The organism is Virgibacillus indicus (assembly GCF_002266285.1).
Lineage (GTDB): Bacteria > Bacillota > Bacilli > Bacillales > Amphibacillaceae > Virgibacillus_K > Virgibacillus_K indicus.
In genome coordinates this window covers 38361-60543 of the sequence record NZ_NPMS01000009.1, presented here as the reverse complement: position 1 = coordinate 60543, position 22183 = coordinate 38361, and the positions used below count along the sequence as shown (strand labels likewise).

At 39.8% G+C, this 22183-nt stretch carries 22 protein-coding genes; 13 read left to right on the top strand and 9 right to left on the bottom strand.

Annotation, left to right across the window (positions count from 1 at the left end; translation table 11 throughout):
* Positions 1-275 precede the first annotated feature (275 nt).
* A complete protein-coding gene (locus CIL03_RS15920; RefSeq protein WP_240508109.1) occupies positions 276-2219 on the top strand; it encodes an efflux RND transporter permease subunit in 1944 nt (647 codons plus the stop codon).
* 2 nt (positions 2220-2221) lie between these two features.
* Positions 2222-4042, top strand: coding sequence for a coiled-coil domain-containing protein (locus tag CIL03_RS15915; RefSeq protein ID WP_094886877.1), 1821 nt, complete (start codon positions 2222-2224; stop codon positions 4040-4042).
* A 250-nt stretch (positions 4043-4292) separates the two neighbouring features.
* On the opposite strand, the gene CIL03_RS15910 is transcribed toward CIL03_RS15915, so the two are convergent.
* Positions 4293-6056, bottom strand: a complete 1764-nt coding sequence (locus CIL03_RS15910; protein ID WP_276282960.1) for a sulfatase family protein — start codon at positions 6054-6056, stop codon at positions 4293-4295.
* Positions 6057-6362: 306 nt separating this feature from the next.
* Between CIL03_RS15910 and CIL03_RS15905 the strand changes: the two genes are divergently transcribed.
* Positions 6363-7505, top strand: a complete 1143-nt coding sequence (locus CIL03_RS15905; RefSeq protein WP_094886876.1) for an acyl-CoA dehydrogenase family protein — start codon at positions 6363-6365, stop codon at positions 7503-7505.
* A 63-nt stretch (positions 7506-7568) separates the two neighbouring features.
* Here the strand turns inward: CIL03_RS15905 and ytxJ are convergent, their stop codons facing one another.
* Positions 7569-7919, bottom strand: coding sequence for a bacillithiol system redox-active protein YtxJ (gene ytxJ / locus CIL03_RS15900; protein WP_094886875.1), 351 nt, complete (start codon positions 7917-7919; stop codon positions 7569-7571).
* A gap of 302 nt (positions 7920-8221) precedes the next feature.
* Here ytxJ and fabF point away from each other — a divergent pair, with 302 nt between their 5' ends.
* The 5 genes from fabF to CIL03_RS15875 all read left to right on the top strand — a co-directional run bounded on the left by fabF (position 8222) and on the right by CIL03_RS15875 (position 13278).
* On the top strand, positions 8222-9451 hold the full coding sequence (fabF, locus tag CIL03_RS15895) for a beta-ketoacyl-ACP synthase II (RefSeq protein WP_094886874.1): 1230 nt from the start codon (positions 8222-8224) through the stop codon (positions 9449-9451).
* 26 nt (positions 9452-9477) lie between these two features.
* On the top strand, positions 9478-11223 hold the full coding sequence (locus CIL03_RS15890; protein WP_094886873.1) for a class I adenylate-forming enzyme family protein: 1746 nt from the start codon (positions 9478-9480) through the stop codon (positions 11221-11223).
* Between the two features lie 24 nt (positions 11224-11247).
* Positions 11248-11712 (top strand): acyl-CoA thioesterase, encoded by a 465-nt coding sequence (locus CIL03_RS15885; protein WP_094886872.1) that lies wholly within the window; start codon positions 11248-11250, stop codon positions 11710-11712.
* 379 nt (positions 11713-12091) lie between these two features.
* Positions 12092-12754 carry a hypothetical protein gene (locus tag CIL03_RS15880; RefSeq protein WP_094886871.1) on the top strand — a complete coding sequence of 221 codons (663 nt, stop codon included), beginning with the start codon at positions 12092-12094 and terminating at the stop codon, positions 12752-12754.
* On the top strand, positions 12751-13278 hold the full coding sequence (locus tag CIL03_RS15875) for a peroxiredoxin family protein (RefSeq protein WP_094886870.1): 528 nt from the start codon (positions 12751-12753) through the stop codon (positions 13276-13278). The genes CIL03_RS15880 and CIL03_RS15875 overlap by 4 nt, the downstream gene beginning before the upstream one ends.
* A 168-nt stretch (positions 13279-13446) precedes the next feature.
* Here CIL03_RS15875 and CIL03_RS15870 read toward each other — a convergent pair whose 3' ends face one another.
* Both CIL03_RS15870 and CIL03_RS15865 read right to left on the bottom strand, forming a co-directional pair.
* Positions 13447-14100: a carboxymuconolactone decarboxylase family protein gene (locus CIL03_RS15870; protein ID WP_094886869.1), complete on the bottom strand. Its 654-nt coding sequence runs from the start codon at positions 14098-14100 to the stop codon at positions 13447-13449.
* Positions 14101-14266: 166 nt separating this feature from the next.
* Complete coding sequence (locus CIL03_RS15865; protein WP_094886868.1) at positions 14267-15028, bottom strand: SDR family oxidoreductase; 762 nt, start codon at positions 15026-15028, stop codon at positions 14267-14269.
* A 151-nt stretch (positions 15029-15179) separates the two neighbouring features.
* Between CIL03_RS15865 and CIL03_RS15860 the strand changes: the two genes are divergently transcribed.
* From CIL03_RS15860 to CIL03_RS15850, 3 genes are all read left to right on the top strand, one after another.
* Positions 15180-15758: a TetR/AcrR family transcriptional regulator gene (locus CIL03_RS15860; RefSeq protein ID WP_094886867.1), complete on the top strand. Its 579-nt coding sequence runs from the start codon at positions 15180-15182 to the stop codon at positions 15756-15758.
* A 210-nt stretch (positions 15759-15968) separates the two neighbouring features.
* Complete coding sequence (locus CIL03_RS15855; protein WP_094886866.1) at positions 15969-16412, top strand: helix-turn-helix domain-containing protein; 444 nt, start codon at positions 15969-15971, stop codon at positions 16410-16412.
* Positions 16405-17586, top strand: a complete 1182-nt coding sequence (locus CIL03_RS15850; protein ID WP_094886865.1) for a macrolide family glycosyltransferase — start codon at positions 16405-16407, stop codon at positions 17584-17586. Before CIL03_RS15855 ends, CIL03_RS15850 begins: the two co-directional genes overlap by 8 nt.
* 38 nt (positions 17587-17624) lie before the next feature.
* On the opposite strand, the gene CIL03_RS15845 is transcribed toward CIL03_RS15850, so the two are convergent.
* The 4 genes from CIL03_RS15845 to CIL03_RS15830 form a co-directional block, all read right to left on the bottom strand.
* Positions 17625-17969 carry a hypothetical protein gene (locus CIL03_RS15845; RefSeq protein ID WP_094886864.1) on the bottom strand — a complete coding sequence of 115 codons (345 nt, stop codon included), beginning with the start codon at positions 17967-17969 and terminating at the stop codon, positions 17625-17627.
* A 224-nt stretch (positions 17970-18193) separates the two neighbouring features.
* On the bottom strand, positions 18194-18928 hold the full coding sequence (locus tag CIL03_RS15840) for a glucose 1-dehydrogenase (protein WP_094886863.1): 735 nt from the start codon (positions 18926-18928) through the stop codon (positions 18194-18196).
* A gap of 21 nt (positions 18929-18949) precedes the next feature.
* Positions 18950-19384, bottom strand: a complete 435-nt coding sequence (locus tag CIL03_RS15835; protein ID WP_094886862.1) for a MarR family winged helix-turn-helix transcriptional regulator — start codon at positions 19382-19384, stop codon at positions 18950-18952.
* Positions 19385-19404: 20 nt separating this feature from the next.
* The gene (locus CIL03_RS15830) at positions 19405-20160 is read right to left on the bottom strand and encodes an SDR family NAD(P)-dependent oxidoreductase (RefSeq protein WP_094886861.1); all 756 of its coding nucleotides are present in this window, start codon (positions 20158-20160) and stop codon (positions 19405-19407) included.
* A 148-nt stretch (positions 20161-20308) separates the two neighbouring features.
* Here CIL03_RS15830 and CIL03_RS19895 point away from each other — a divergent pair, with 148 nt between their 5' ends.
* Both CIL03_RS19895 and CIL03_RS20165 read left to right on the top strand, forming a co-directional pair.
* Positions 20309-20473 carry a hypothetical protein gene (locus CIL03_RS19895; RefSeq protein WP_165767982.1) on the top strand — a complete coding sequence of 55 codons (165 nt, stop codon included), beginning with the start codon at positions 20309-20311 and terminating at the stop codon, positions 20471-20473.
* A 35-nt stretch (positions 20474-20508) separates the two neighbouring features.
* A complete protein-coding gene (locus tag CIL03_RS20165) occupies positions 20509-20634 on the top strand; it encodes a DUF6254 family protein (protein ID WP_240508097.1) in 126 nt (41 codons plus the stop codon).
* Between the two features lie 61 nt (positions 20635-20695).
* Here the strand turns inward: CIL03_RS20165 and CIL03_RS15825 are convergent, their stop codons facing one another.
* A complete protein-coding gene (locus CIL03_RS15825) occupies positions 20696-21988 on the bottom strand; it encodes a lysine N(6)-hydroxylase/L-ornithine N(5)-oxygenase family protein (RefSeq protein WP_338061893.1) in 1293 nt (430 codons plus the stop codon).
* Positions 21989-22183 lie beyond the last annotated feature (195 nt).

Below are 22183 nucleotides of genomic sequence, written 5' to 3'. Positions count from 1 at the left end.
GAAGTAATAGGAATCTCCTCCATAAAAAATAATGTTATCCAACAAATCAAACGAATATGTTGGGCAATGTACGCATTTTGCGAAACTGTTTGTTGTAAAACCAACACGGTGTTTATATAATGATATAGTGGATTTTTTGTTTTTGCAAGAGAGGATGAATAGAAATAGACATAGCAGCACGAATTATAAAACATAAAAAGCCGATTGTGATTGCATTTATCATCTTTACAGTTATCAGTGCCGCTGCTCAATTTGCGGTATCTGTAAATTACAATATGACAGATTATTTGCCGGAAGAGGCGCAGTCCACCAAAGCACTGGATATTATGCAGGAAGAATTTGATGGGTCTGTTCCGAATACGAGTGTCATGATGAATGAAGTGACGATACAGGAGGCACTTGTTTTCAAAGAAAAGCTGGCTTCCATTGATGGAGTAACTGATGTCACCTGGCTGGATGATGCGATTGATATTAAAACTCCGATTGAAATGGCGGATGAGGAGACCGTTGAAACTTATTATAAAGATAGCAATGCATTATTTTCCTTCAGTATCCGTGCAGGAGATGAAGTAGAAATTACAGATGAGATCTATGACCTCATTGGCGAAGAGAATGCCATGGCAGGTGAGGCACTTGATACAGCCAATCAGCAGAAGATGGCTTTTACGGAAACCATGTATGCGGCAGCGTTATTAATACCGATTATTATTCTCATTTTGGTCCTCTCAACGACCTCCTGGATTGAACCGGTATTCTTTTTGACTGCTATTGGTGTATCTGTATTGATCAACCTTGGAACCAATATATTTATTGGAGAAATATCCTTTGTTACTCAATCAGTAGCACCGATACTCCAGCTCGCGGTTTCACTTGATTATGCGATCTTCCTGCTTCATAGTTTCTCAGATTACAGACAGAAAGTAGCTGATCCTAAGGAAGCGATGCGGCTTGCGATGAAGCGGTCGTTCCCTGCGATTATAGCTAGTGCGTCAACAACCTTCTTCGGTTTTATCGCACTAATGTTTATGGATTTTGGGATTGGGTCAGATTTAGGCCTGAACCTGGTAAAAGGAATTCTTTTAAGCTTTATCAGTGTCATGGTCTTTTTACCAGCATTGACACTCATGTTTTATCATTGGATTGATAAAACACAGCATAAAGCATTGCTTCCTAGTTTCAAAAATATCGGAAGCAAGGTTGTAAAACTGAAAGTACCAAGTTTGCTTATCGTATTGCTGCTTCTTGTACCGGCGTTTTTAGCACAAAGTCAAACCAATTTTATCTATGGGATTGGGGAACAGCCGGATACAACCCGTGCTGGCAGTGATATTGAAAAAATTGAAGAGGAGTTTGGGAAAAATACCTCGATGGTATTGCTGGTTCCAAAAGGTGATATAGCAAAAGAAGAAGAACTAGTGCAGGACCTAAAAGAAAACGAGCATGTGAAAAGTGTGATTTCCTATGTCAGCACTGTCGGAGCGGGGATTCCGCCTGATTACCTGGGTGAATCCGTGACGGAACAGTTCTTTTCTGAACAATACAGCCGGATCATTCTTCAAACCAATACGGAGGCCGAGGGAGATGTGGCATTTGGTTTTATTGAAGATGTCCACAAAACAGCAGAAGGCTATTATGGAGATGGTTTCTATTCGCTTGGAGAAAGCGTGACATTATATGATATGAAAAATGTTGTTCAAAAAGATAATACAGTCGTTAATTTGCTGACCGTCATTACGATTGCCATTGTTTTGATGATCACCTTTAAGTCCATTTCGTATCCTGTAATCCTTCTGCTTACGATTCAGTCATCTGTATGGATCAATTTGTCGGTTCCTTACTTTACGGATTCCTCGCTGGTGTTTGTAGGATATCTGATTGTCAGTACCGTGCAGCTGGCAGCGACAGTGGATTATGCTATTCTACTGACGGAAGCATATAAAGAGAACCGAAAAGAAATGACAGCATTGAAAGCAATCAAGAAAACCCTGGATGAAAAAATATTCTCGATTGCCATATCAGCATCGATTCTGTCCAGTGTTGGGTTCATTCTGTGGATTACCTCGACAAACCCAATCGTGTCATCGATCGGCCTATTGCTTGGACGAGGGGCATTGCTTGCCTTTATTATGGTCGTGCTATTCCTGCCGGCTATACTATTGGTATTTGATAGAGTAATAGAAAAGACAACATGGAAACCAAACTTTTTTAAGGAGAAATGATGATGAGGAGAATAAAGAAGATACTACTTGTGTTAACAGCTATGATTCTTGTATTGCCGTCATTTCTTGCAACTGTTTCTGCAAATGACAGCAATTCAGAGGAATCCAGTTCTGAAAAAAATGGGGAAGTTTCATCAAAGGATGAAGTGGTATATGCGAATCTCAGTGCCACTGGTGACAGGCAGAAAATATATGTGGTAAATACGTTAGACATAAAAAAAGAAGGAAAAGTCGTTGATTATGGCTCGTATTCCAGCCTGAAGAACCTAACTGATTTAGCTGAACTGGAACAAAAAGATAAAAAGGTACAGCTCAGCGCGCCGGAAGGGAAATTCTATTATCAGGGGAATCTGGATGAGGAACCCCTGCCTTGGGATATTGCAATTTCCTATACCTTGGATGGAAAGCAGATTTCACCTGAGGATTTAGCCGGAAAGGACGGCCATGTTGAAATTCAAATAGAAACATCAGCAAATGAGAAGGTCAATCCGGTATTCTTTGAAAACTACTTATTGCAAATTTCCATTCCGATGGATTCCAGTGTGTTTACGAATATCAAAGCTCCGGACGGGATGGTTGCCAATAATGGTAAGAACAAGCAAGTAACATTTACCGTGATGCCTGAGAATGAGGGAAAACTTGCAGTGGAAGCGGACGCTGCGAATTTTGAACTATCCGGGATTGATATTGCAGGGGCACCACAGTCCATGTCGATTGACAGCCCTGATGCGGGCGACATGACAGGTGAAATGAAAACATTGTCTGATGCCATTTCAGAGTTGAATGATGGGGTTGCTGAATTAAGCAGCGGTGTTTCCGAATTAAATAATGGTGCAGGTGAATTGGAAGATGGTTCTAGCCAATATAAAAATGGAATCTCAGATCTTGCAGGTTCTTCCGCTGAACTGGTAAGTGGTTCTAGAGAAATTGAAAAAGCACTCGAAACAATGAGTAATTCACTTGGCAATGCCGGAGAAATTGATACAAGCGGGATGGACCAGCTAGTCGACGGACTTGCCGGAATATCTGGCGGTTTAGGAGACACAAAAGATGGTTTAGCTGCTCTCAAACAGAATTACAAAAGTGCCTATGGTGCTCTGGATTCAGCGATGGAAGCAATTCCTTCCTATACTCTTACAAAGGAAGAATTTGCAGCCTTAAAAAGCAGCGACGCAGATCAGGAAGTAGTAGGAAAACTAATTGAAACATACACTGCAGCTCAAACTGCAAAAGGAACCTATGCTGAGGTAAAACAGGCTTTTGCTGCAGTTGATGGCACATTACAGGGTGTTATCGACGCACTTGCTGAAATGCAGCGTAATCTGGATGCAATGGCCGGCGAGCTGTCTTCTTCCCTTGAGAAAATGGATAGTGCTGGCAGTTTTGCCGAACTTCAGGAAGGGATTGCCGCTTTGTCTTCCAATTATAAAACATTCCATTCCGGATTAGAGGACTATACTAGCGGAGTAAGCCAATTATCCAGCTCTTATCAGGAATTGCACACAGGTGTAGCAGGATTGGCTGACGGAACAGAGGAATTGGAAAATGGTGCAGGCGAGCTTCATGACGGTACAAATGAATTGCACGAATCGACCAGTGATCTGCCAGGTCAAATGACAGAAGAAATCGATCAGATGATTTCAGAATTTGATAAATCAGATTTTGAGGCAGTATCCTTTGTTTCCGATAAAAATGAAAACGTAAATTCAGTACAGTTCGTATTGAAAACGGAGAGTATAAAATATGAAGAACCTGAAACAGCTGAAAAGCCTGTTGAAGAAGAAAAAGGATTTTGGGCTCGTTTGAAGGATTTATTTAGTTAATGAGAAAGAAAAAAGATGCTGGACCGGTTGTGGGCAGCATCTTTTTTGGCTTAGTGACGTGCCGGTTTAGTGAATAATCGCGCGATACTCAAGTAAAGTCGTGCGATACATCTAGAAAGTCGCGCGATATGCAAGAAAAGTCGTGCGGTACACTGGCAGATCCCGGTTATTGCGCGACTTTAAGGGTCTGTCGCACAAGTTTGAGCCCATGTCGCGCAACTTTAATTCCTGCGACGGCTGGGACGTTTATTTAATTATTATTCTTATTTTTAGGCACTAACCGTTTTTTCCCTGATTGCTTTTCAAGCATGTTAATCAGCGTCTTTTTAATAAACTTTGTTTCCTTAGTCTCATGCTGAGAATGGGCTAAGTTTTTTTCTTCATACGGGTCTTTTGTTAGATTATATAATTCGTACTCCTCTGGAACAGGCTCTGTTTTCGTGGTTTTTACATTAATTACAGCTTCACTATTATCTGAGATAGGAATTGAACTTTTTGCTGTCAAAACTTGGTCCTCTACACCAGGGTCACTCCAAAACTGCGGGTTATCGAAATATCGGGAAAGCTTCCATATTTCTTCACTATGATTTTCTCCAGTCTTTAATTTAGTAATCACGGTCTCCATATGATTTGGCTGTGATACAGACTCATACGGCTCTCCTAAAAGCGTCTCTTGATGCATTCCTCTTGAAAATTCATCATCTGTCATAAAATACAAAGCTTCATCCGCACGATGAAATTCCTCATTTTCATATAGAAGTGGTGTCAGGTCCCGCCCAACAAGCGGGTGTACTTCCGAATGATCCTTACTCAGTTTTTTCTGAACATCTCCGACAGATATATCAGCAAGACCTAACAATGTTGGAATGACGTCTACATGGCTCGTGAGCATGGATGTTTCTTTTTTGCCAGAAAATAACTTTGGACTATGGATGATGAATGGAACATGGATGGACTCCTCATAGGCATTATGCCATTTTTGGAACAATCTGCCATGTGCTCCCAATAAATCCCCATGATCTGATGTGAACACGACAATGGTGTTATCGGAAAAAATAGACTTTTGCAGCGCCTGATAAACTTTGAACATTTCATTATCAACTTCTTTTTGCAGGGAAAAATAAAGCTGTCTCATAAAATTACTGTCAACGGTTGGCTGCAGGGATTTTTGATACGTATCGCGATAGGACGCCTGGGCAGTCGGTTTGGTTCGTAAAGATTCTGATGCTGTAGGAGCCGGCGGAATATCAGGAATGGATGAATCAATGTCAAAATTATAATCTGGCAGAAGACGGGTGAACAGGCCAAATATAGTTATATCATGAGGGTTAACGAAAGAAGATACGATGAGCCATGGGTCATTTTCATTTGAATGTTCTTCCTCTAAATCTTCTAATAAACTAACTACCTCATCTGCATACACTGTATCCCTGCCATTTACCCCCGTTGCTGCAGAAGAACCTGAATTCCTTGGATCAGAGCCATGTGGTTCTGGGCCAATCCATCCTGAAAAACCATAGCCATCAAGGCGGTTTGCTTCTTCATAAATTCGTTCATTTTTGCTGTTTGGTTCACCAGTATCTACGTCATAGCTTGGCAGTGCGTCATGTGTACCCGGAATTAAAATATCCTCGCTGGATATATGCCATTTGCCTTTCCAATAAGTGCGATAACCAGCAGCTCTGAAATAATCCCCAAGCGTCGGAACCGTATTTGGGTCCAGCCAGAACACGTCAGGATCATATGTATCCTTGGCAGCACCTGGTGTTTGGGACACACCATGGAGTGATGGATATTGCCCTGTAAATAGAGTGGCTCTGCTGGGTGTACAAGCTGTACTCCCGACATAATGATTTAAAAAGTTCATACTGTTTTCCTGCAATAGGTTATGTGTTTTTAAATGTTTTTTTCGCCACTCACTTAATTCTTCATTTTCATACCCCATTGGAAAACGCTCTTCGTCAACGATAATGAAGAGAAAGTTTGGTTTTGTATGGTTATGTTCCTTTTTCAATGTAAATCCCTCCCTCGTATAATAAAACATTAAGCCAACAGAATATGTATATGTGAAAGAAAAAGTTTTCAGTACAGTGTTTTGAGGATAGAAAACGTTCACAAAACGTTTGAAAATTTCTAAGATTACTGCGTCCTTTTTAGGTATCCCCGTGTTAAAATTTAATTAAAAGTAGTTTACTATTTCAGCTCCATACCGATGTTAGGAGACTATTTTTTTAGTTATAAATGAATGGGTATTCACTTTTTGCTGTTGCATCCTATATCTCATTGTTTTAAACCAAAAATATAATGGGAGGAATTCAAGATGGATACGTTGTTATTTGATGAAGATCAATTACAAGTTCAATATATGCTGCAAAAGTTTGCACAAAAAGAAATCGCACCACTTGCGGGCAAGCGTGATGAGGAAGAATACTTCGATTGGGGTGCATTCCAGAAAATGGCTGGAAATGGCTTGACGGGAATTCCCTGGCCTGAAGAGTATGGCGGCACCGGGATGGATTATGTTGCTTTTATTAATGCGATTGAAGAACTTTCGAAAGTCTGCGGTGCTACTGGGTCTGATCTTGCCATCCATACTGCGCTAGCAAGTTTTCCTATATATAAATTCGGAACGGAAGAACAAAAACAGACCTATTTGCGTGAACTCGCAACAGGTAGGAAACTGGGTTCATTCAGTTTAACAGAACCTGGCCACGGTTCTAATTACCAGCGGTTAGCAACCAGAGCTGTAAAAGACGGGGAAGAGTATGTGCTGAATGGGGATAAGGTATTTACAAGCAATGCTGGACCAGCAGGCATTTACATTGTTTTTGCACTGTCAGATCCTGATTCAGAGAAGGAAGGCTTGAGTGCATTTATTGTTGAAAAAGGAACAAAAGGTTTCACAATTGGAAAGCCGGAAAGAAAAATGGGCATCCGCGGGCATGCGGTGGCATCACTGCATTTTGAGGATTGCCGGATTCCTGCCGAAAATTTACTTGGTTCTGAAGGACAGGGTTACAAAATTGCCAGGCAAACGCTATATGGCGGCCGCCTGGCAATGAGTGCACAGGCCCTTGGAATTGCGGAAGGAGCCTATCAGCTAGGATTAGAATATGTTAAATCACGGGAACAATTCGGCAAACATCTAAGTGATTTTCAAACAATCCGGTTTAAACTCGCCGATATGGCAATGCAAATCGAAGCATCCCGGCTGTTAGTGTATCAGGCAGCAATGCTGCAAACAAAGGGAATGGATTTCAGTACAGAATCAGCTATGTGTAAAGCATTTGTGTCCGAAATGGCCATGAAATTGACGACCGATGCCGTTCAATTATTCGGCGGCTACGGTTACACACGTGACTATCCTGTCGAACGAATGATGCGTGATGCGAAAATAACACAGATTTATACAGGTACCGTGGAAATGCAGCGGATTGAGATTGCGGATAAGATTTTGGGTTAATTTATAAAAGCTCAGACAGTGCTGTGAACCAGCATTATCTGAGCTTTTTAAAATGTAATTCTATTATTCCGCTGCACCACGAACAGCTTCACCAATACTTTCAACCGTTATCTTCGAATGCGATGTATGCCAGAGCACTTCTTTATCCCGGATTAGAAAAATTTGCGGGGATTCATGCTTCACTTCCGTTATTTCTGCAATTTGATTAGATACCGGCCTGTCCTCGATTACTTTCACCAAATAACTATCAATCTCCTGATCAGCTGATTCCAAAAAGGTTTGATATTGACCGTAAGCCTTAGCACTGATTGGGCATGTTGTACTGTGTTTGAATAAAAGGACTGGTTTTTCAGTACTTCCCTCCCAAGCTTGTTCCCACTCTTCGTTTGCATGGAGTTCTTTATATTCAATCATCATTTTCTCCTCCTATGATAGAAAAACAATTCTTTTCTTGAACTTACTCTTTTCAAGGCTGCCTTGCAACTATTTAGTTTGTTTGAATAATAAATCCTAATATTTTCAGTTGCGAAAACCATCAATGTTTTAACTTCTGCCGTATTATTATTGGAAAAGATAACCCAGCATAATTTTTTACTGCACCCAACCACAAAATCCAAATAGACAAAAAATTATCCCCGTTATGATAAAATACAGGATGTAGAAAGAAGGACGAATTTATCTATAAAAATCGCAAAATTTAAAAAGGGGGAATAAGCTTGAAACGCAGAGTTGTTGTAACGGGTGCAGGTGTTGTTTCGCCACTCGGCAATGATGTGGAAACCCTGTGGGATAACATAAATCTGGGAAAGTCCGGCATTAAGCTGCTGAAATCAGAAGAATATGAGGATATCAGCACAAAAATTGCTGGTTATATAGATAATTTCCCCGGAGAAAAATACCTGGAATCAAAGGAAATAAAAAAGTATGACTTATTTACTCAATATGGTTATGCTGCTGCAATTCAGGCATTGGAGCAGTCAAAAATAGATTTGGAAACGGTGGATAAGGATCGTGCTGGTGTTTATATTGGTTCTGGTACCGGGGGACTGCAAACTCTATTAAATAATCATGAAACGATGCTGGAAAAAGGACCGAAGCGGGTGTCGCCATTCTTAATTCCCACGATGATTAATAATATGGCATCTGGATTGGTAGCAATTAAAACGGGGTTCCGCGGACCAAGTTTTGCTCCTGTATCCGCTTGTGCCACAAGTAATCACGCTATTGGCGAAGCTTATTTAAATATTGCCCATGGTTACGCAGACACAATTTTAGCTGGTGGAACAGAGGCTACTATTACTCCACTTTTCTTTGCCGGTTTTTCAAAAATGCGTGCAATGTCAACGAGGAATGATTCACCTGAAGCAGCCTCCCGACCATTTGACTCTGGCCGGGACGGGTTTGTCATGTCAGAAGGTGCCGGAGTGCTATTTTTGGAGGAATATGAACATGCGAAAAAGCGTGGTGCCACGATACTCGGGGAAATTATCGGTTATGGAAGCACAACGGATGCATATCATATTACTGCTCCAGATTACCAGGGAGCTGCAAAAGCAATGAAACTGGCAATCGAGCGAGGAGAAATTGAACCAGAAAACGTAGATTATATCAATGCACATGGGACAAGCACTCCAGCTGGTGACATATCTGAGACGAAAGCGATTAAAGAGGTTTTCGGTGAACATGCATACGGTCTTAAAGTCAGCTCGACAAAATCGATGACAGGTCATATGTTTGGCGCAGCAGGAGCTGTGGAAGCCATTATTACACTAAAAAGCATGGCAGATAATATTTTTCCGCCAACGATGAACCTGGATAATCCAGATCCGGAATGTGACCTGGATTATGCAGCAAATAAAGCTGTAGAAGGTAGCATAAATATCGCTTTATCGAATGGATTTGGATTTGGCGGTCATAATGCTGTCATTGCCTTTAAAAAGGACTGATTTTAAGTATTCAAGGAGGAGTAAACATGACTACATCTACAAATCAAACTACTCTAAGCCAAAGTGTGCTTGAAAGAAGAAAGGCGCTGGAAGATCGTTTTCCAGTATGGCCGCGTGATACGATTGCCAAACACTTTTCAAAGGCATGCAGTCAATATAAAGAGAGACCATACCTTTACATAAACGATGAAAAATTTACCTATGGGCAGGTGTGGGATCAGGCGGTACAATATGCAAAAGCATTAATAAAACTTGGGGTGAAACGAAGAGATCATATCGCGATTTTAATGAATAATGATGCCGCTTACCCATCATTGATGATTGCCTCGTCCATGATTGGAGCAGTATTTATTCCGATCAATGCCATGCTTGCGAAAGGTGAACTGGAGTATATCATTTCCCAGTCAGATACACAGTTTTTGATTTTGCAGCAAAAGGTAAAGGATAAACATCATGGAGTGGCGATATCGGAATTACTGGATGAAACTGATTTTCAAGAAAATAGTCAATTAGAGCAGGTTATCTGTATCGAAAACGAAGAGGGAACTTCTAACGATAATCGCTTTCTAACATGGACTGATTTTATGAAAGGAGCAAATTCCGTTACTTATGAAGAATTGGAACAGCGCTTACGCGAATCACGTTATCCAGATGAAGTTGCGATAATTATGTACACATCTGGTTCTACAGGAAGTCCAAAGGGTGTGATGCTTACAGATGATATGCTTCTGCGCAGTGGATATGGTACTTGTATGAGCAGAGCTATTGAGGATGGACGAGTTACGTTTGCACCACTGCCATTTTATCATTGCTTTGCGATTATTGAAGCCATTTTTGCGATGTCCTTTATCGGCGGCTCGTTCATATCAGCACTTGGGGCGTCTCCGCTTCAATCGCTGCAATTAATGGAGAAATATAAAGCAAATGATTATCTATGTGTTCCTTCAACATTGGTACCATTATTGAACCATCCGCGTGTTGCTGAATTTGATTTATCCAATCTTTTTGCCATGTGGTGTGGAGCGGCACCAGCCCCAATTCCTGTATGGAAAAAGGCCGTGGATGTGCTTGGGTTAACGGAAATTATTACTGGCTATGGACAAACAGAGGTAGCATCATCTGGAGTTACAACGGAAATTGGTGATCCGCTGGAGCGCATTTCCTCAAGGGTTGGCCGTCCGAAACTTAATGGAATCAGTGGCCTGCCGGAATTTAATGGCAGTGCCGTTCAGTATAAAACGATTGACCGGGATACGGGAAAAGACTTGCCAGCTGGTTCTGTCGGTGAACTTGCAGTAAGAGGTGTAACGGTAACCCATGGATACTACAAAAAGCAAGAAGAAACTGCTAAGGCGATTGATAAAGATGGCTGGCTGCGTACAGGGGATGTTGGAAGAATTGATGAAATCGGATATGTCCAGGTACTTGGCAGAAGCAAAGAAATGTACAAGGTATCGGGAGAATTGGTATCTCCTCGTGAGGTAGAAATAGTTATTTCTGAGCATCCGGCGGTCAGTCAGGTAAATGTTATTGGCGTCCCAGATGCTTTAACAACTGAAATAGGTGCTGGCTTTATCGAATTAAACTCAGGAGAGACTTGTACACGAAGGGATATCATTGACTGGTGTTCTTCCCGCCTTGCCCGTTTTAAAATTCCACGTCATATTTGGTTTGTAGATTCTTCCGAGTGGCCAATGACGAGCACAGGAAAAGTGCAGAAATTCCGATTACAGAAAATAGCGGAAGAAAAGCTTTCCAGGAAAAGTGAGTGAAATTTCATGACAGGGGGATTAAAAATGACAGAAGCCTGGCATCAGCACAATATGCGTGTTCAGTATAAGGACACGGATCGAATGGACGTCGTGCATCATGGAAATTATATAACTTGGTTTGAGGTTGGCCGTACGGAGTGGATGCGTCATTACGGGATTGCTTATAACAAGATGGAAGAGTTAGGTCTTCTTCTCCCGGTAGTTGATGTGAATGTTAACTATAAAAAATCTGCCCAATTTGACGATTGTGTCGCGATTTTTACGAAAGCAGCCAACTATTCTCCTGTGCGACTGGAGTTTACCTATGAGGCGAGAAAAATAAGTGAGGAAGATTTCAAACACAGCACAGGGAAAGAAAAAGCTGAACCATTTGGAGAATTGCTTGCAAAAGGAACGACAATGCATATGTGGGTAAATCGGGAGTGGAAACCCGTACGAATTAATAAAACTGCTCCAGATGTTTATGCGATTGTCCAAAATCCAAAATAACATATTAATACTTATCAAAAAGACAAGGCAGGGAAACTCTCACCTGTCTTTCTTTCTATTATAATAGGCAGGTGATATTTTTAGCATATATAAGCTGCCCTATGAACCCAATGGACCCAGAAAATTTAATGGAAATCTTACATAGAACAGAGCCACGTCATAAAACAAGCAGGAAATATGATTGACATGTCATATAAAACAGTTCTATACATCAAAACAAGCAGGAATCACGATTGAAACGTCACATAGAATAGCTCCAAATGCTAATCCGTAGTTCCTTAAAAGAAAAAGTGCTCCATATTAGCATTATCTTTCTCAATTCTTCATAATGAACTTGTATACTATTTTTAAAAAGACCTTGAGACGGAGGAAATACGCTGTGGTTATTGCAGGCAAATTAATAGAAATCAGCATTATTGTTTTAAGCTTAGCTGCCGGATTTATTTCCTTCTATATATTGAGTGATTTATCAAAGAAACAAAAGAAAAGGCAGATTGACGAGTTGACTTCAAAGCTTGTTAATTTTGTTATCTTTATCTGGATTGGGAAAATCATATTGAACTTTTCCATCTTCATAAAAGATCCATTGGCAATTTTGGCCTATCCGAGTGATTCGGATTCATTTTATATAGCTGTATTATTTACCGCAATCATACTTGCTTATAAATCCATCCGCAAAAAAATGAAGGTACCTGCTTTTATGGAGTCTTTTCTTCATGTATTTTTAATAGCATCCTTTTTATATGAATTTATCCAGCTAGTCTGGAATGATAATACATATGCCTTTGGATACCTGATTTTACTGGCTGTACTGCTTGTTCTATTCTTTCTCACACGCGAGCGTCTTGCAGCCAGCTTAACAATAATGGTAATGCTAATTGGATGGTCTGCAGGAGTGCTCGTATTAACATTAATTCAGCCTTTTGTGACGGTATTTGGGTATATCATGGAGCCATGGTTTCTTATTGTATTTTTTATCATAAATATTTCCATTATTATTTTTAAAATGAAACTGGATAGGCAGGGGACTGAGGATATATGAAAAAAGGAATTCTCATAATAATTATCACAGGTATGCTGGGCTGGGCCATTTTTGATTTTGTAAATTCATCTGAGGAAGGAAATAAAGATGCTTCCGATTCAGATGAGGAAGTTGGACTTGGCATTGGGGATATAGCTCCCGATTTCGAATTGAAAACATTTGAGGGTGAAATTGTGAGTTTATCTGATTATAGAGGTAAACGTGTGATGCTTAACTTCTGGGCTACCTGGTGTCCCCCATGCAGGGCAGAAATCCCTGACATGCAAAAACTGTACGATAATAAGGATGTTGAAATATTGGCAGTTAATATGGCGGAATCAAAGGATACGGTTGCTGAATTTGTGGAAGATTTTGAAATGACATTTCCAGTGCCGATGGATATTGACTCTGATGTTATGGAGACCTATCAAGTCCAGGCATATCCAACCTCTTATATGATTGATTCCAATGGACGTATTCAATTTCTAAGATTGGGTTCAATGAATTATGATCTGATGGTGCAGGAACTGGAAAAAATGGAGTAGTGAAATACAAGATTGATCGAAGAGGGAAATAAATTTGCTGGGGCGGGTCAGTGGAAAAAGCTGAAGTTAATTAGAAGGATTTCTGATAGAGTTTTAGGAGAGTAATTGTCACCAACTATTAAATAACAAGAAGACAGGAGGCAATTCCTGTCTTCTTATTAACTTCACTTAATCCTGATAGCTATCAAACATAATTCTCATATGCGCATATGCTCCACCTGCACGTAATGCAGCAGTTACCATAATAGCTTCTGCAATCTCTTCATTTGTTGCTCCTTCTTGCTCAGCGTTTTTCGTATGAACGTCAATGCAATAAGGGCATTGCGTAGCGGTTCCTACAGCCACGGCAATGATTTCTTTGAATTTTGTGCTCAGTTTTCCCGCTTTTGTTGCAGCGGTATTAAACGCCTGATAGCCTTTAAACCCTTCTGACGCGAATTTCCCCAGTTGTCCCAGATTTTTCAAATTCGATCGCTCATAGAGGGAATCAGATGATTCTTTATCTTTGGCATTATGAACGTGTGTGCTATGGGTTACCGCTCCACCAGCTTCCACTGCTGCAGTAACAAACGCAGCTTCTGCTAACTCTTCCAATGTTGCACCAGCCTTTTTAGCATTTTTCGTATGAGTTTCTATACAGTATGGACACTGGGTGACATGTGTAATAGCTACTGCAATGATCTCTTTTTCCTTTTTTGTTAATGCACCATCCTTAAATACGGCTAAATTAAAATCATTGAATCCTTTCAATTGTTCCGGTGCCTGTTCTTTTAATTTTTTGGGTAAATCATGCGTATGTTCTTTTGAATAAAATGTGGACATGTTCAAAACTCCTTTCAGATTTAGTATGCATCTAATCTTCAATATAATTTAATAGTAACATTCTAAACTGTTAGGTTTAATATTATTGCTTGTGAAATTGAATATGCTATTTAAAAAACCTCGCAGATGCAATAGCGTCCACGAGGTTTTTGTGCTCAATATTATTTTAGAAAGCAGCTGTCCATCCACCGTCAGCAGTGAAGACTGTTCCGTTTACAAAGCTTGCGTCATCCGATGCCAGGAACAATGCAACCTGTGCGATTTCCTCTGGCTCACCGACTCTAGGCATCACTCCCTGAACTGCTTTGGTGCGTTCCATTCCCAATTCACTGACATTTTTCATGGAGGATGCAATGTTTGTTGCTACACCACCTGGAGCAATGGCATTACAGCGAATGCCTTTCTGTGCATACATATAGCCAGTATTTTTCGTAATACCGATGACTGCATGTTTTGAAGCACCATATGCTGCACCTGCATGAGCCCCATTCAATCCACCTGTTGAAGCTGTATTGACGATTACTCCACTTTCTTTTTCCAGAAAAATTGGCAGTGCTTTGCGCATCGCTCTCATGACGCCTTTTGTATTTACATCAAAAATCAAGTCCCAGCGTTCGTCGAGGACCTCGCCCACAGGTTCGAATCCATCCATAATACCTGCATTATTTACCAGAATATCCAAAGTTCCAAACTCATTTACTGCTGTGTCAATCATGTTATCAATGTCTTCCTGTTTTGCAACATTTACCTGAACTGCCTTGGCCAAACCATTGTTTTCTGTGATTTCTTTAACTACAGCTTCAGCACCTTCCAAGTTAAGGTCAGCAACAATTACTTTTGCGCCTTCATCCGCATACAATTTTGCAATCGCTTTCCCCATTCCAGAAGCAGCACCAGTAACAACAGCAACTTTGTCTTTTAATTTCAATTCCTTTGCCTCCCATTATTTTAAAGTTATTGAACATCTGTCTAATAAAAATTATAATAGATAGACGTAATAACCACAAACAACGAAAAAACGATTTGTGTTCATTAATAAACACAATTTTATTAACGTGTTCAATAATGGAGTGAAAAAATTGAAACAGGATCTGCGGATTATCAAAACACAGGAAAGTTTGCGTCAAGCTTTATTAACCTTACTGAAATCAAAGCCTTTAGAATCTATTACAATTGCAGAATTATGCCGTCTCGCAAAAATTAACCGTGGAACATTTTATCTGCATTACAGAGATGTTCATGGAGTTTTTAAACATTACCTGGAAGTCATCGTGGAAGATTTGCGGCTATCCTATGAGGAGCCATATTACAAGACAAATTTCATCATTCAGAATATCGAAGCAGACATGATTAAAATATTTCATCATGTTAAAAAATATCAGGATTTTTATCAAATTATTTTTGATGAGAAAATGCCAATGATGTACTATTATTTGCTTTTCGATACAGTACGTTCATTTATGAAAGAATCTCTGGATGTAAAATATCTGGAAGCAGAACCTGACATAAACATAGACTATCTCATAAGCTATCAGACAAATGCCATACTCGGAATTTTAATCGAATGGCACCGGCAGGGTTTTAAGACCTCCATGGATGAGCTGAATGAGCAGCTTATCAAAATTGTATCGATCAATAGTCCGTTTACAGGTAAATAATATACCAGGAATTTTTCATTTACACAGGCAATCGCATTTTCAAAAAGAACAGCACTTGGCTGAAACTGAGTCCCGCGGTAAACAGCGATATTTCAGAATACCGATTATTATAAGAACCTTTGCCACAATCTTTAACATTAAATGCATCAGATAATTGATAGACTTTCACTTTTCCCTTATATATATTTAGTTATATAAGGAGTTGTTAATATGATCGGTATGAATATTCGTGTGTTGCGCAAGAAGAATAAAATGAGCCAGGAAACTCTGGCTGAAAAGGTAGACGTGTCACGGCAGACTGTAGCAAAATGGGAAAATGATGAAGTGATTCCTGATATTAATAAATGTAAACTAATAGCCGATATCTTTCAGGTAACATTGGAACAATTATCCGAGGAAATGAGTGAGAATGAGGCAACGCGGATGGGACCAAAAGGGAAACATTTCTTTGGCGTTGTAAAAGTAGGCGAACGGGGTCAGATTGTAATTCCAAAGCAGGCACGTGAAAAGTATGAAATTCAAGCAGGGGACAGGTTGATTGTACTTGGAGAAGATAGTACAAACGGAATCGCAATTTTAAAAAGTGATAAGTTCTTGGAATTTGCTGACATGATACGCAGAGCAGAACCGGAAGAAGGGGATCAGTATGAGTAAAATTGTATTCTTCTCCATCCCTGCACATGGTCATACAAATCCGACAATTCCAGTTGTGACTGAATTGGTGAGCAGGGGGCACGAGGTATGGTATTATTCCTTTTTGGAATTTCAGGAAAAAATCGAGAGCGCCGGGGCAAAGTTTATCCCTTGTGATAAGTTCCTGCCGCCAATTTCACAGGAGGAACTAGATCGCAAGGCAGGAAAAGATTTTGCTGCATTGATTGAGATGATTGCAGATACAACCATCGCCTTGGACGAAAAGGTATGTGCAGAATTAAAAGAATTTCAGCCGGATTGTATTGTTTCTGATTCCCTATGTTTCTGGGGTAAATTATTTGCAAAAAAATTAGGGGTACAGTATATCTGCTCCACAACAACTTTCGCATTTAATAAGCATACAGCAAAATTGATGAAACGCGGGATTAAAGAAATGCTGCGAATGTTAGTGGGTATGCCGCGCATTAATAAAAAAATGCAGCAGCTGAAGGACCATGGATATGAAGTGGACGGTTTTGTATCGATTATCCAAAATGATAACGAGACGGATACGATTGTATATACGACGAGGGAATTCCAGCCAATGGCAGAAACATTCTCGGATAAATATTCCTTTGTTGGTCCTTCCATTAGCAAGTCTACTGAGTTGGCTGATTATAAAAAGGAAAGAAAAGTCATCTATATTTCACTAGGGACAGTGCTCAATCAGAATCAGGATTTTTACCATAACTGCATCAAAGCATTTAAAGATAGTTATTTTGATATTGTTATGTCGATTGGCAAAGAAACGGATCCTGCTTCATTTGCCCCTTTACCAGCTAATTTCAAAATAGAAAATTATGTGGATCAAATTGCGGTATTGCAGAATGCGGATGCTTTCATCACACATTGCGGCATGAATAGTGTGAATGAAAGCCTCTATTATGGTGTTCCGATGGTTTTGTTTCCACAGCATAGCGAAGAAGGGGTTGTGGCAGATCGGGTTGCTGAACTTGGAGCGGGAGTGAAGCTGAAAGGTAACAAGCCAAAATATCTAATGAATGCAGCAGATGATATACTTGGGAATCGGACATATCTTGAAAATGCGGAGAAACTGGCGAGGAATTTTCAGGAAACAAGTGAAAAGTCAGATGCAGCCGGTATTATTTTGGATAAAATTAAGATGGAATCTTGAAGCTCTTCTATATAGAAGGGCTTTATTTTTTTAGCATTTTACTGCAAATGATAATCGCTTAAAAAAACTAGATCATCCTTTGCTAAACGTTCATTGTTAACTAATAATTTTCCGGTTTTGAACCCTTCCAATTTAACCTGTCCATTTTCTAATTCCTCTTCTGGCAGAATGCATGGGATGGTCTTCTCAACGGGTTTTCCCTCATGATCATAAAATAAATATCCTTCTTTTTCATCATAGATAAAGGAGTTGATTTTCATATTTGGCGTAATGAACAGTGTTATTTTTTCATTGTCATTCCAGATTATTTTGATAAATACTTTTTTCTTGGTTTTCTTTTCTGTTAAAGCTTTTAAAGCATTTAGTGCGACAGTTTCTAGCATTTTTCAGCCTCCAGATTTTGGAACCTTCAATTTTCCTCTACAATTGTTGAAAAGCAAATTAAATTTTGCCTATTTTTATCTTTAGCATATATTTCTTGGATAATCCATCTAAACGTTTTTATTTAAATAATTTCTGGGTATATTAATGCTTTATGAAGTTACAAAAGAAAAGTGCACGCCCCTTAAAACACTGAACATGTTAGAGGGGCAGCACTCTTAATTAGTTACTGTGCAGTCAGCCCGCCATCAACCACAAACTCAGCACCAGTACTATAACTGGATTCGTCTGATGCAAGATATAAAACAAGATTTGAAACTTCTTCAGGCTTGGCAACACGTTTATTTGGGATGTATTTTGCAAATTCCTGAATTGCATCTTTTGAATCTTCTTGTGCAATCATAGGGGTTTCAATTACACCTGGGTGAACAGAATTAGCACGGATTCCATAATGCGCTAAGCCAAGGGCAGCTGCTTTTGTCATACCTCTGACTGCGAATTTGGAATCGGTGTATCCGATGGCGCCGCCAACAAGGCCGTTGATGGATGAAATATTTACGATCGAACCACCATCACTATTTTTCATCGAAGGTATAACAGCCTTTACGCCAAGAAATACAGATACCTGGTTAATGTCAATGATTTTTCTATATTCTTCTTCCGTTGTTTCTTCAATGGACTTATTCATACTGATGCCAGCATTGTTGACTAATACATTAACTGGACCAAATGCCTCTTCGGCTGCGGTAACTGCTTCCTCCCAGTTTTCAGCTTTTGTTACATCAAGCTTGATGAATTTTGCATTTTCTCCAAGTTCCTCTGCTAATGCTTGTCCATCCTGTTCAAGAATATCTGCAATGATTACTTTGGCCCCTTCCTTAACGAATAAGCGAGCATGGGAAGCTCCCATTCCACGTGCTGCCCCTGTAATAATTGCAACTTTACCGTTTAATCTTTTCATTTAAATTCCTCCTCGTATTTTTTATCCCTTTCTATCCTGGATGCCTTTTATTAATTTCTGCTGGATTGTCAAATAGTTTTGGATCTCTTTTTCTGTAAGAACCTCAAAATGCTCCATAAATATTTCCTGTCCAATTGTCTGGGCATCTGTCAACGCCTCTTCACCGGCAGGAGTAATTTTTAACTTGCCTGTCCTGCGATCATTTTCATCATGTAATCGCTCGGCAAGGCCTAAATTCGTAAGTTTTGTCGCAATATTAGTGATTGCTCCCTTTGTATAGCCAAGTGTTTCAGCTAATTCGACCTGCTTTTTAGCGCCTTGCCATCTTAATTCTGCCAATACAAGAATCGGCGAAATTCCGAGCGGATAATGAAATGCCTTGGTGAATCTAATAATGTTTTCATTATTCATTTGCTCGATTGCATGAATAAGTTTAAAAATATTTGTATTCCGCAAAAAATCCTCTCCAATAAGAATTAATGAAGCATAATTGAGCCGCCATCAACCATAATTGTCTGTCCTGTAATATAGTTTGAATCCTCAGATGCAAGGAATACTGCAACCCGGCCGATATCCTTTTCAACATCACCAAAACGTCCCATTGGAATTTTGTTCTTAACAGCCTCATAATATTCAGGCTGTGCTTTTGCCCATGCCTCCACACCAGGTGAATTTGCAATTGGGCTGATAATATTAACATTAATGCCAAATCTGCCCCATTCATTGGCAGCAACACGGGAGATGCCGCGAATAGCTTCTTTTGCAGCAGCATATGCAGCTTGTGTTTCATGACCATTCAAGCCTGCGCCGGATGCAAAATTAATTACGTTTCCTTTTGATTCTTTTAAAAAGGGAAGTGCGGCTTGCATTAAATAGAAGGTTGGATAAAACCCAGTGTCAAAAGATAAGTCTAAATCAGCTTGTGTAGTTTCTGCGATTGTTACTTGCCTGGAGGCATGTGCATTATTTACCAACACATCTAGTTTTCCGTATTTCTCAACCACTGTTGTAATGATCTGTCCAAGGTTTTCCCGATCCATTAAATCAGCTTGAAGGAACATTGATTTTGGAGAAATAGCATGCAGTTTCTCTTCCATTGCTTTCCCTGTATCTTCATTCACATCAACAATAGCAACAATTGCACCTTCTTTAACCATTGCTTTAGCCATGCCGCTGCCAATTCCACCGGCACCGCCAGTAATAATGACTACTTTATTCTTTAATTTAGCCACTGGCTTCATCTCCTTTAAAAATGGTTTAGCATTAAACTATCGTATTTAGTTTAACGCTAAACTATACTTTTTGAAAGAAAAATGTCGTTGGAAGTTTTGCGCATATTTCAAATTTCATTCCGAATAATAAGGAAAAAGGAGGGGCATCATGACAAAAAGAACAAAGAAGAATGATCCACAGCAGAAAAATAAGCATGGATTTGATTCCAGTAAACAGGATTCTGAGTTTTCAAAGGAAATTGGCAGTGCAAATGCCAATAAGAAACAGAAGGAAAAAGCGAAACAGAGAAGGGCTGACAATTGGGATCTGTAGAATTAAAATCAATATAATATAAAGGAGTAATATGGATGACTCGGTCAAAAGGACAGAAAGAGCGACAGTGGAGAGCCCGCAAAAATGCCAAAAATCCTCATGGTAAAGTGAAGTCATTTGAGGAGCTGGCTGATGAAGCTGGAAAGAATGAAAATAAATAGGATAGATGAAGCGTTAAAAGACCTGTCTCATCAAAAAGGCAGGTCTTATTCATGTATTTTCCTATAGCTGATTAAACTGCTGAAAAACAGAAACACCATCCAAATCAAACCGGGCTTCACCAGTCATATGATTAATAATTTCCATGTTCCGCTGAACAGCTAAGACCAGATTGGTTGCTGCGGTACCATGGGAGTGCTCCAAATTGGTGACCGCATAAAAGCGATGCTTCCGGTACTTTTTAAATTTAAGCTCATAATTCCTAGATATTTCGAACATCATATCATCCTCCCAGACTACCTTCTCCTTAAATCTTTCAATGAACCAGTCTGGAATATTTGGTTTATACCCTGTTGCCAGTATGACTTTTTCTGTTTTATGCTGAAAATCATTTTCTGTCTGCCATTGATGACAGTTTAGAATATACTGATCATTTACCTCTTGAATGTCCTGCACCTCTGTCATCAGCTGAATGTTTACTTTCGGATTTTCACCGCCGATGGAATAATGATAAAGCATTTCGTAAATACCATTCAATGTTTGGTGAGCGACGCCATTGCGCAAAGGCTCCAGCGTATCCAGTGCTTCTTTGCGTTTGTTTAATGGAAGCTTGTGAAAGTAATCCACGTAGTCGGGAGAGAAAAATTCCTGACCGAGCTTCGCTGCTTCAAGCTGGAAAATCCCTTTTGAGCGTGTCAGCCAGGTTAACTGGAATTCTTTGTCCTCCCGTTCTTCCAATAAATCATAGAATACTTCAGCTGCACTCTGTCCCGAGCCGACAACCGTAATGTGATCTGATTCCATAAGCGCTTCTTTTTCATACAAATACTGACTCGTATGTATCACATCTTTGTCAGGAAAACCTTGCATATTTTCTAAAATTAAAGGTTCACTGCCTGTGGCCATCACAATATGGTTTGCAAGACAACTTTCCCTGGTTCCAGTTTCCGAATCCTGTGTAACTATTTCATAATGATCATCCTGATCGATTACATCAACAACTTTCTTTCCGAAATAAAGACCGCTTATCTGATTTGCTGCCCATTTCAAATAATCGCTATACTCTTGCCTTGGCACTTCCATAGTATGGAAAAAGAAAAACTTGTACAGCCGATTATGCTGCTTCAGGTAGTTTAAAAAGCTAAAACGGCTTGTCGGATCCGCAAACGTCACAAGATCTGCGAGAAAGGGAACCTGCAAATCAGTTCCTTCTATCAGCATTCCAGGATGCCATTGCATTCTGGAAGATTCATCGAAAAATATGCAGTCAATGTCATGCATGTCCTCTGTTAATGCTGCAAGGCTTAAATTATATGGACCAATTCCAATTCCGATAAAATCATATAGTTTACTCAAAATAGTGCCACCTGCTTTCGAAAGAATGTTTCTATTAATTTCCCCATTATCATTTTGTTTGAAACACTTTCCAGCAGTTGTATTTTATTGCAGGAAAGTTGAGAATCGTCCACTGACTTCAGTTGTAATAGGATTGGAAAACAGATGGGGGCAAATCTGAATGAAGGGGGGAATATAAATATTTGTACTGCTGCA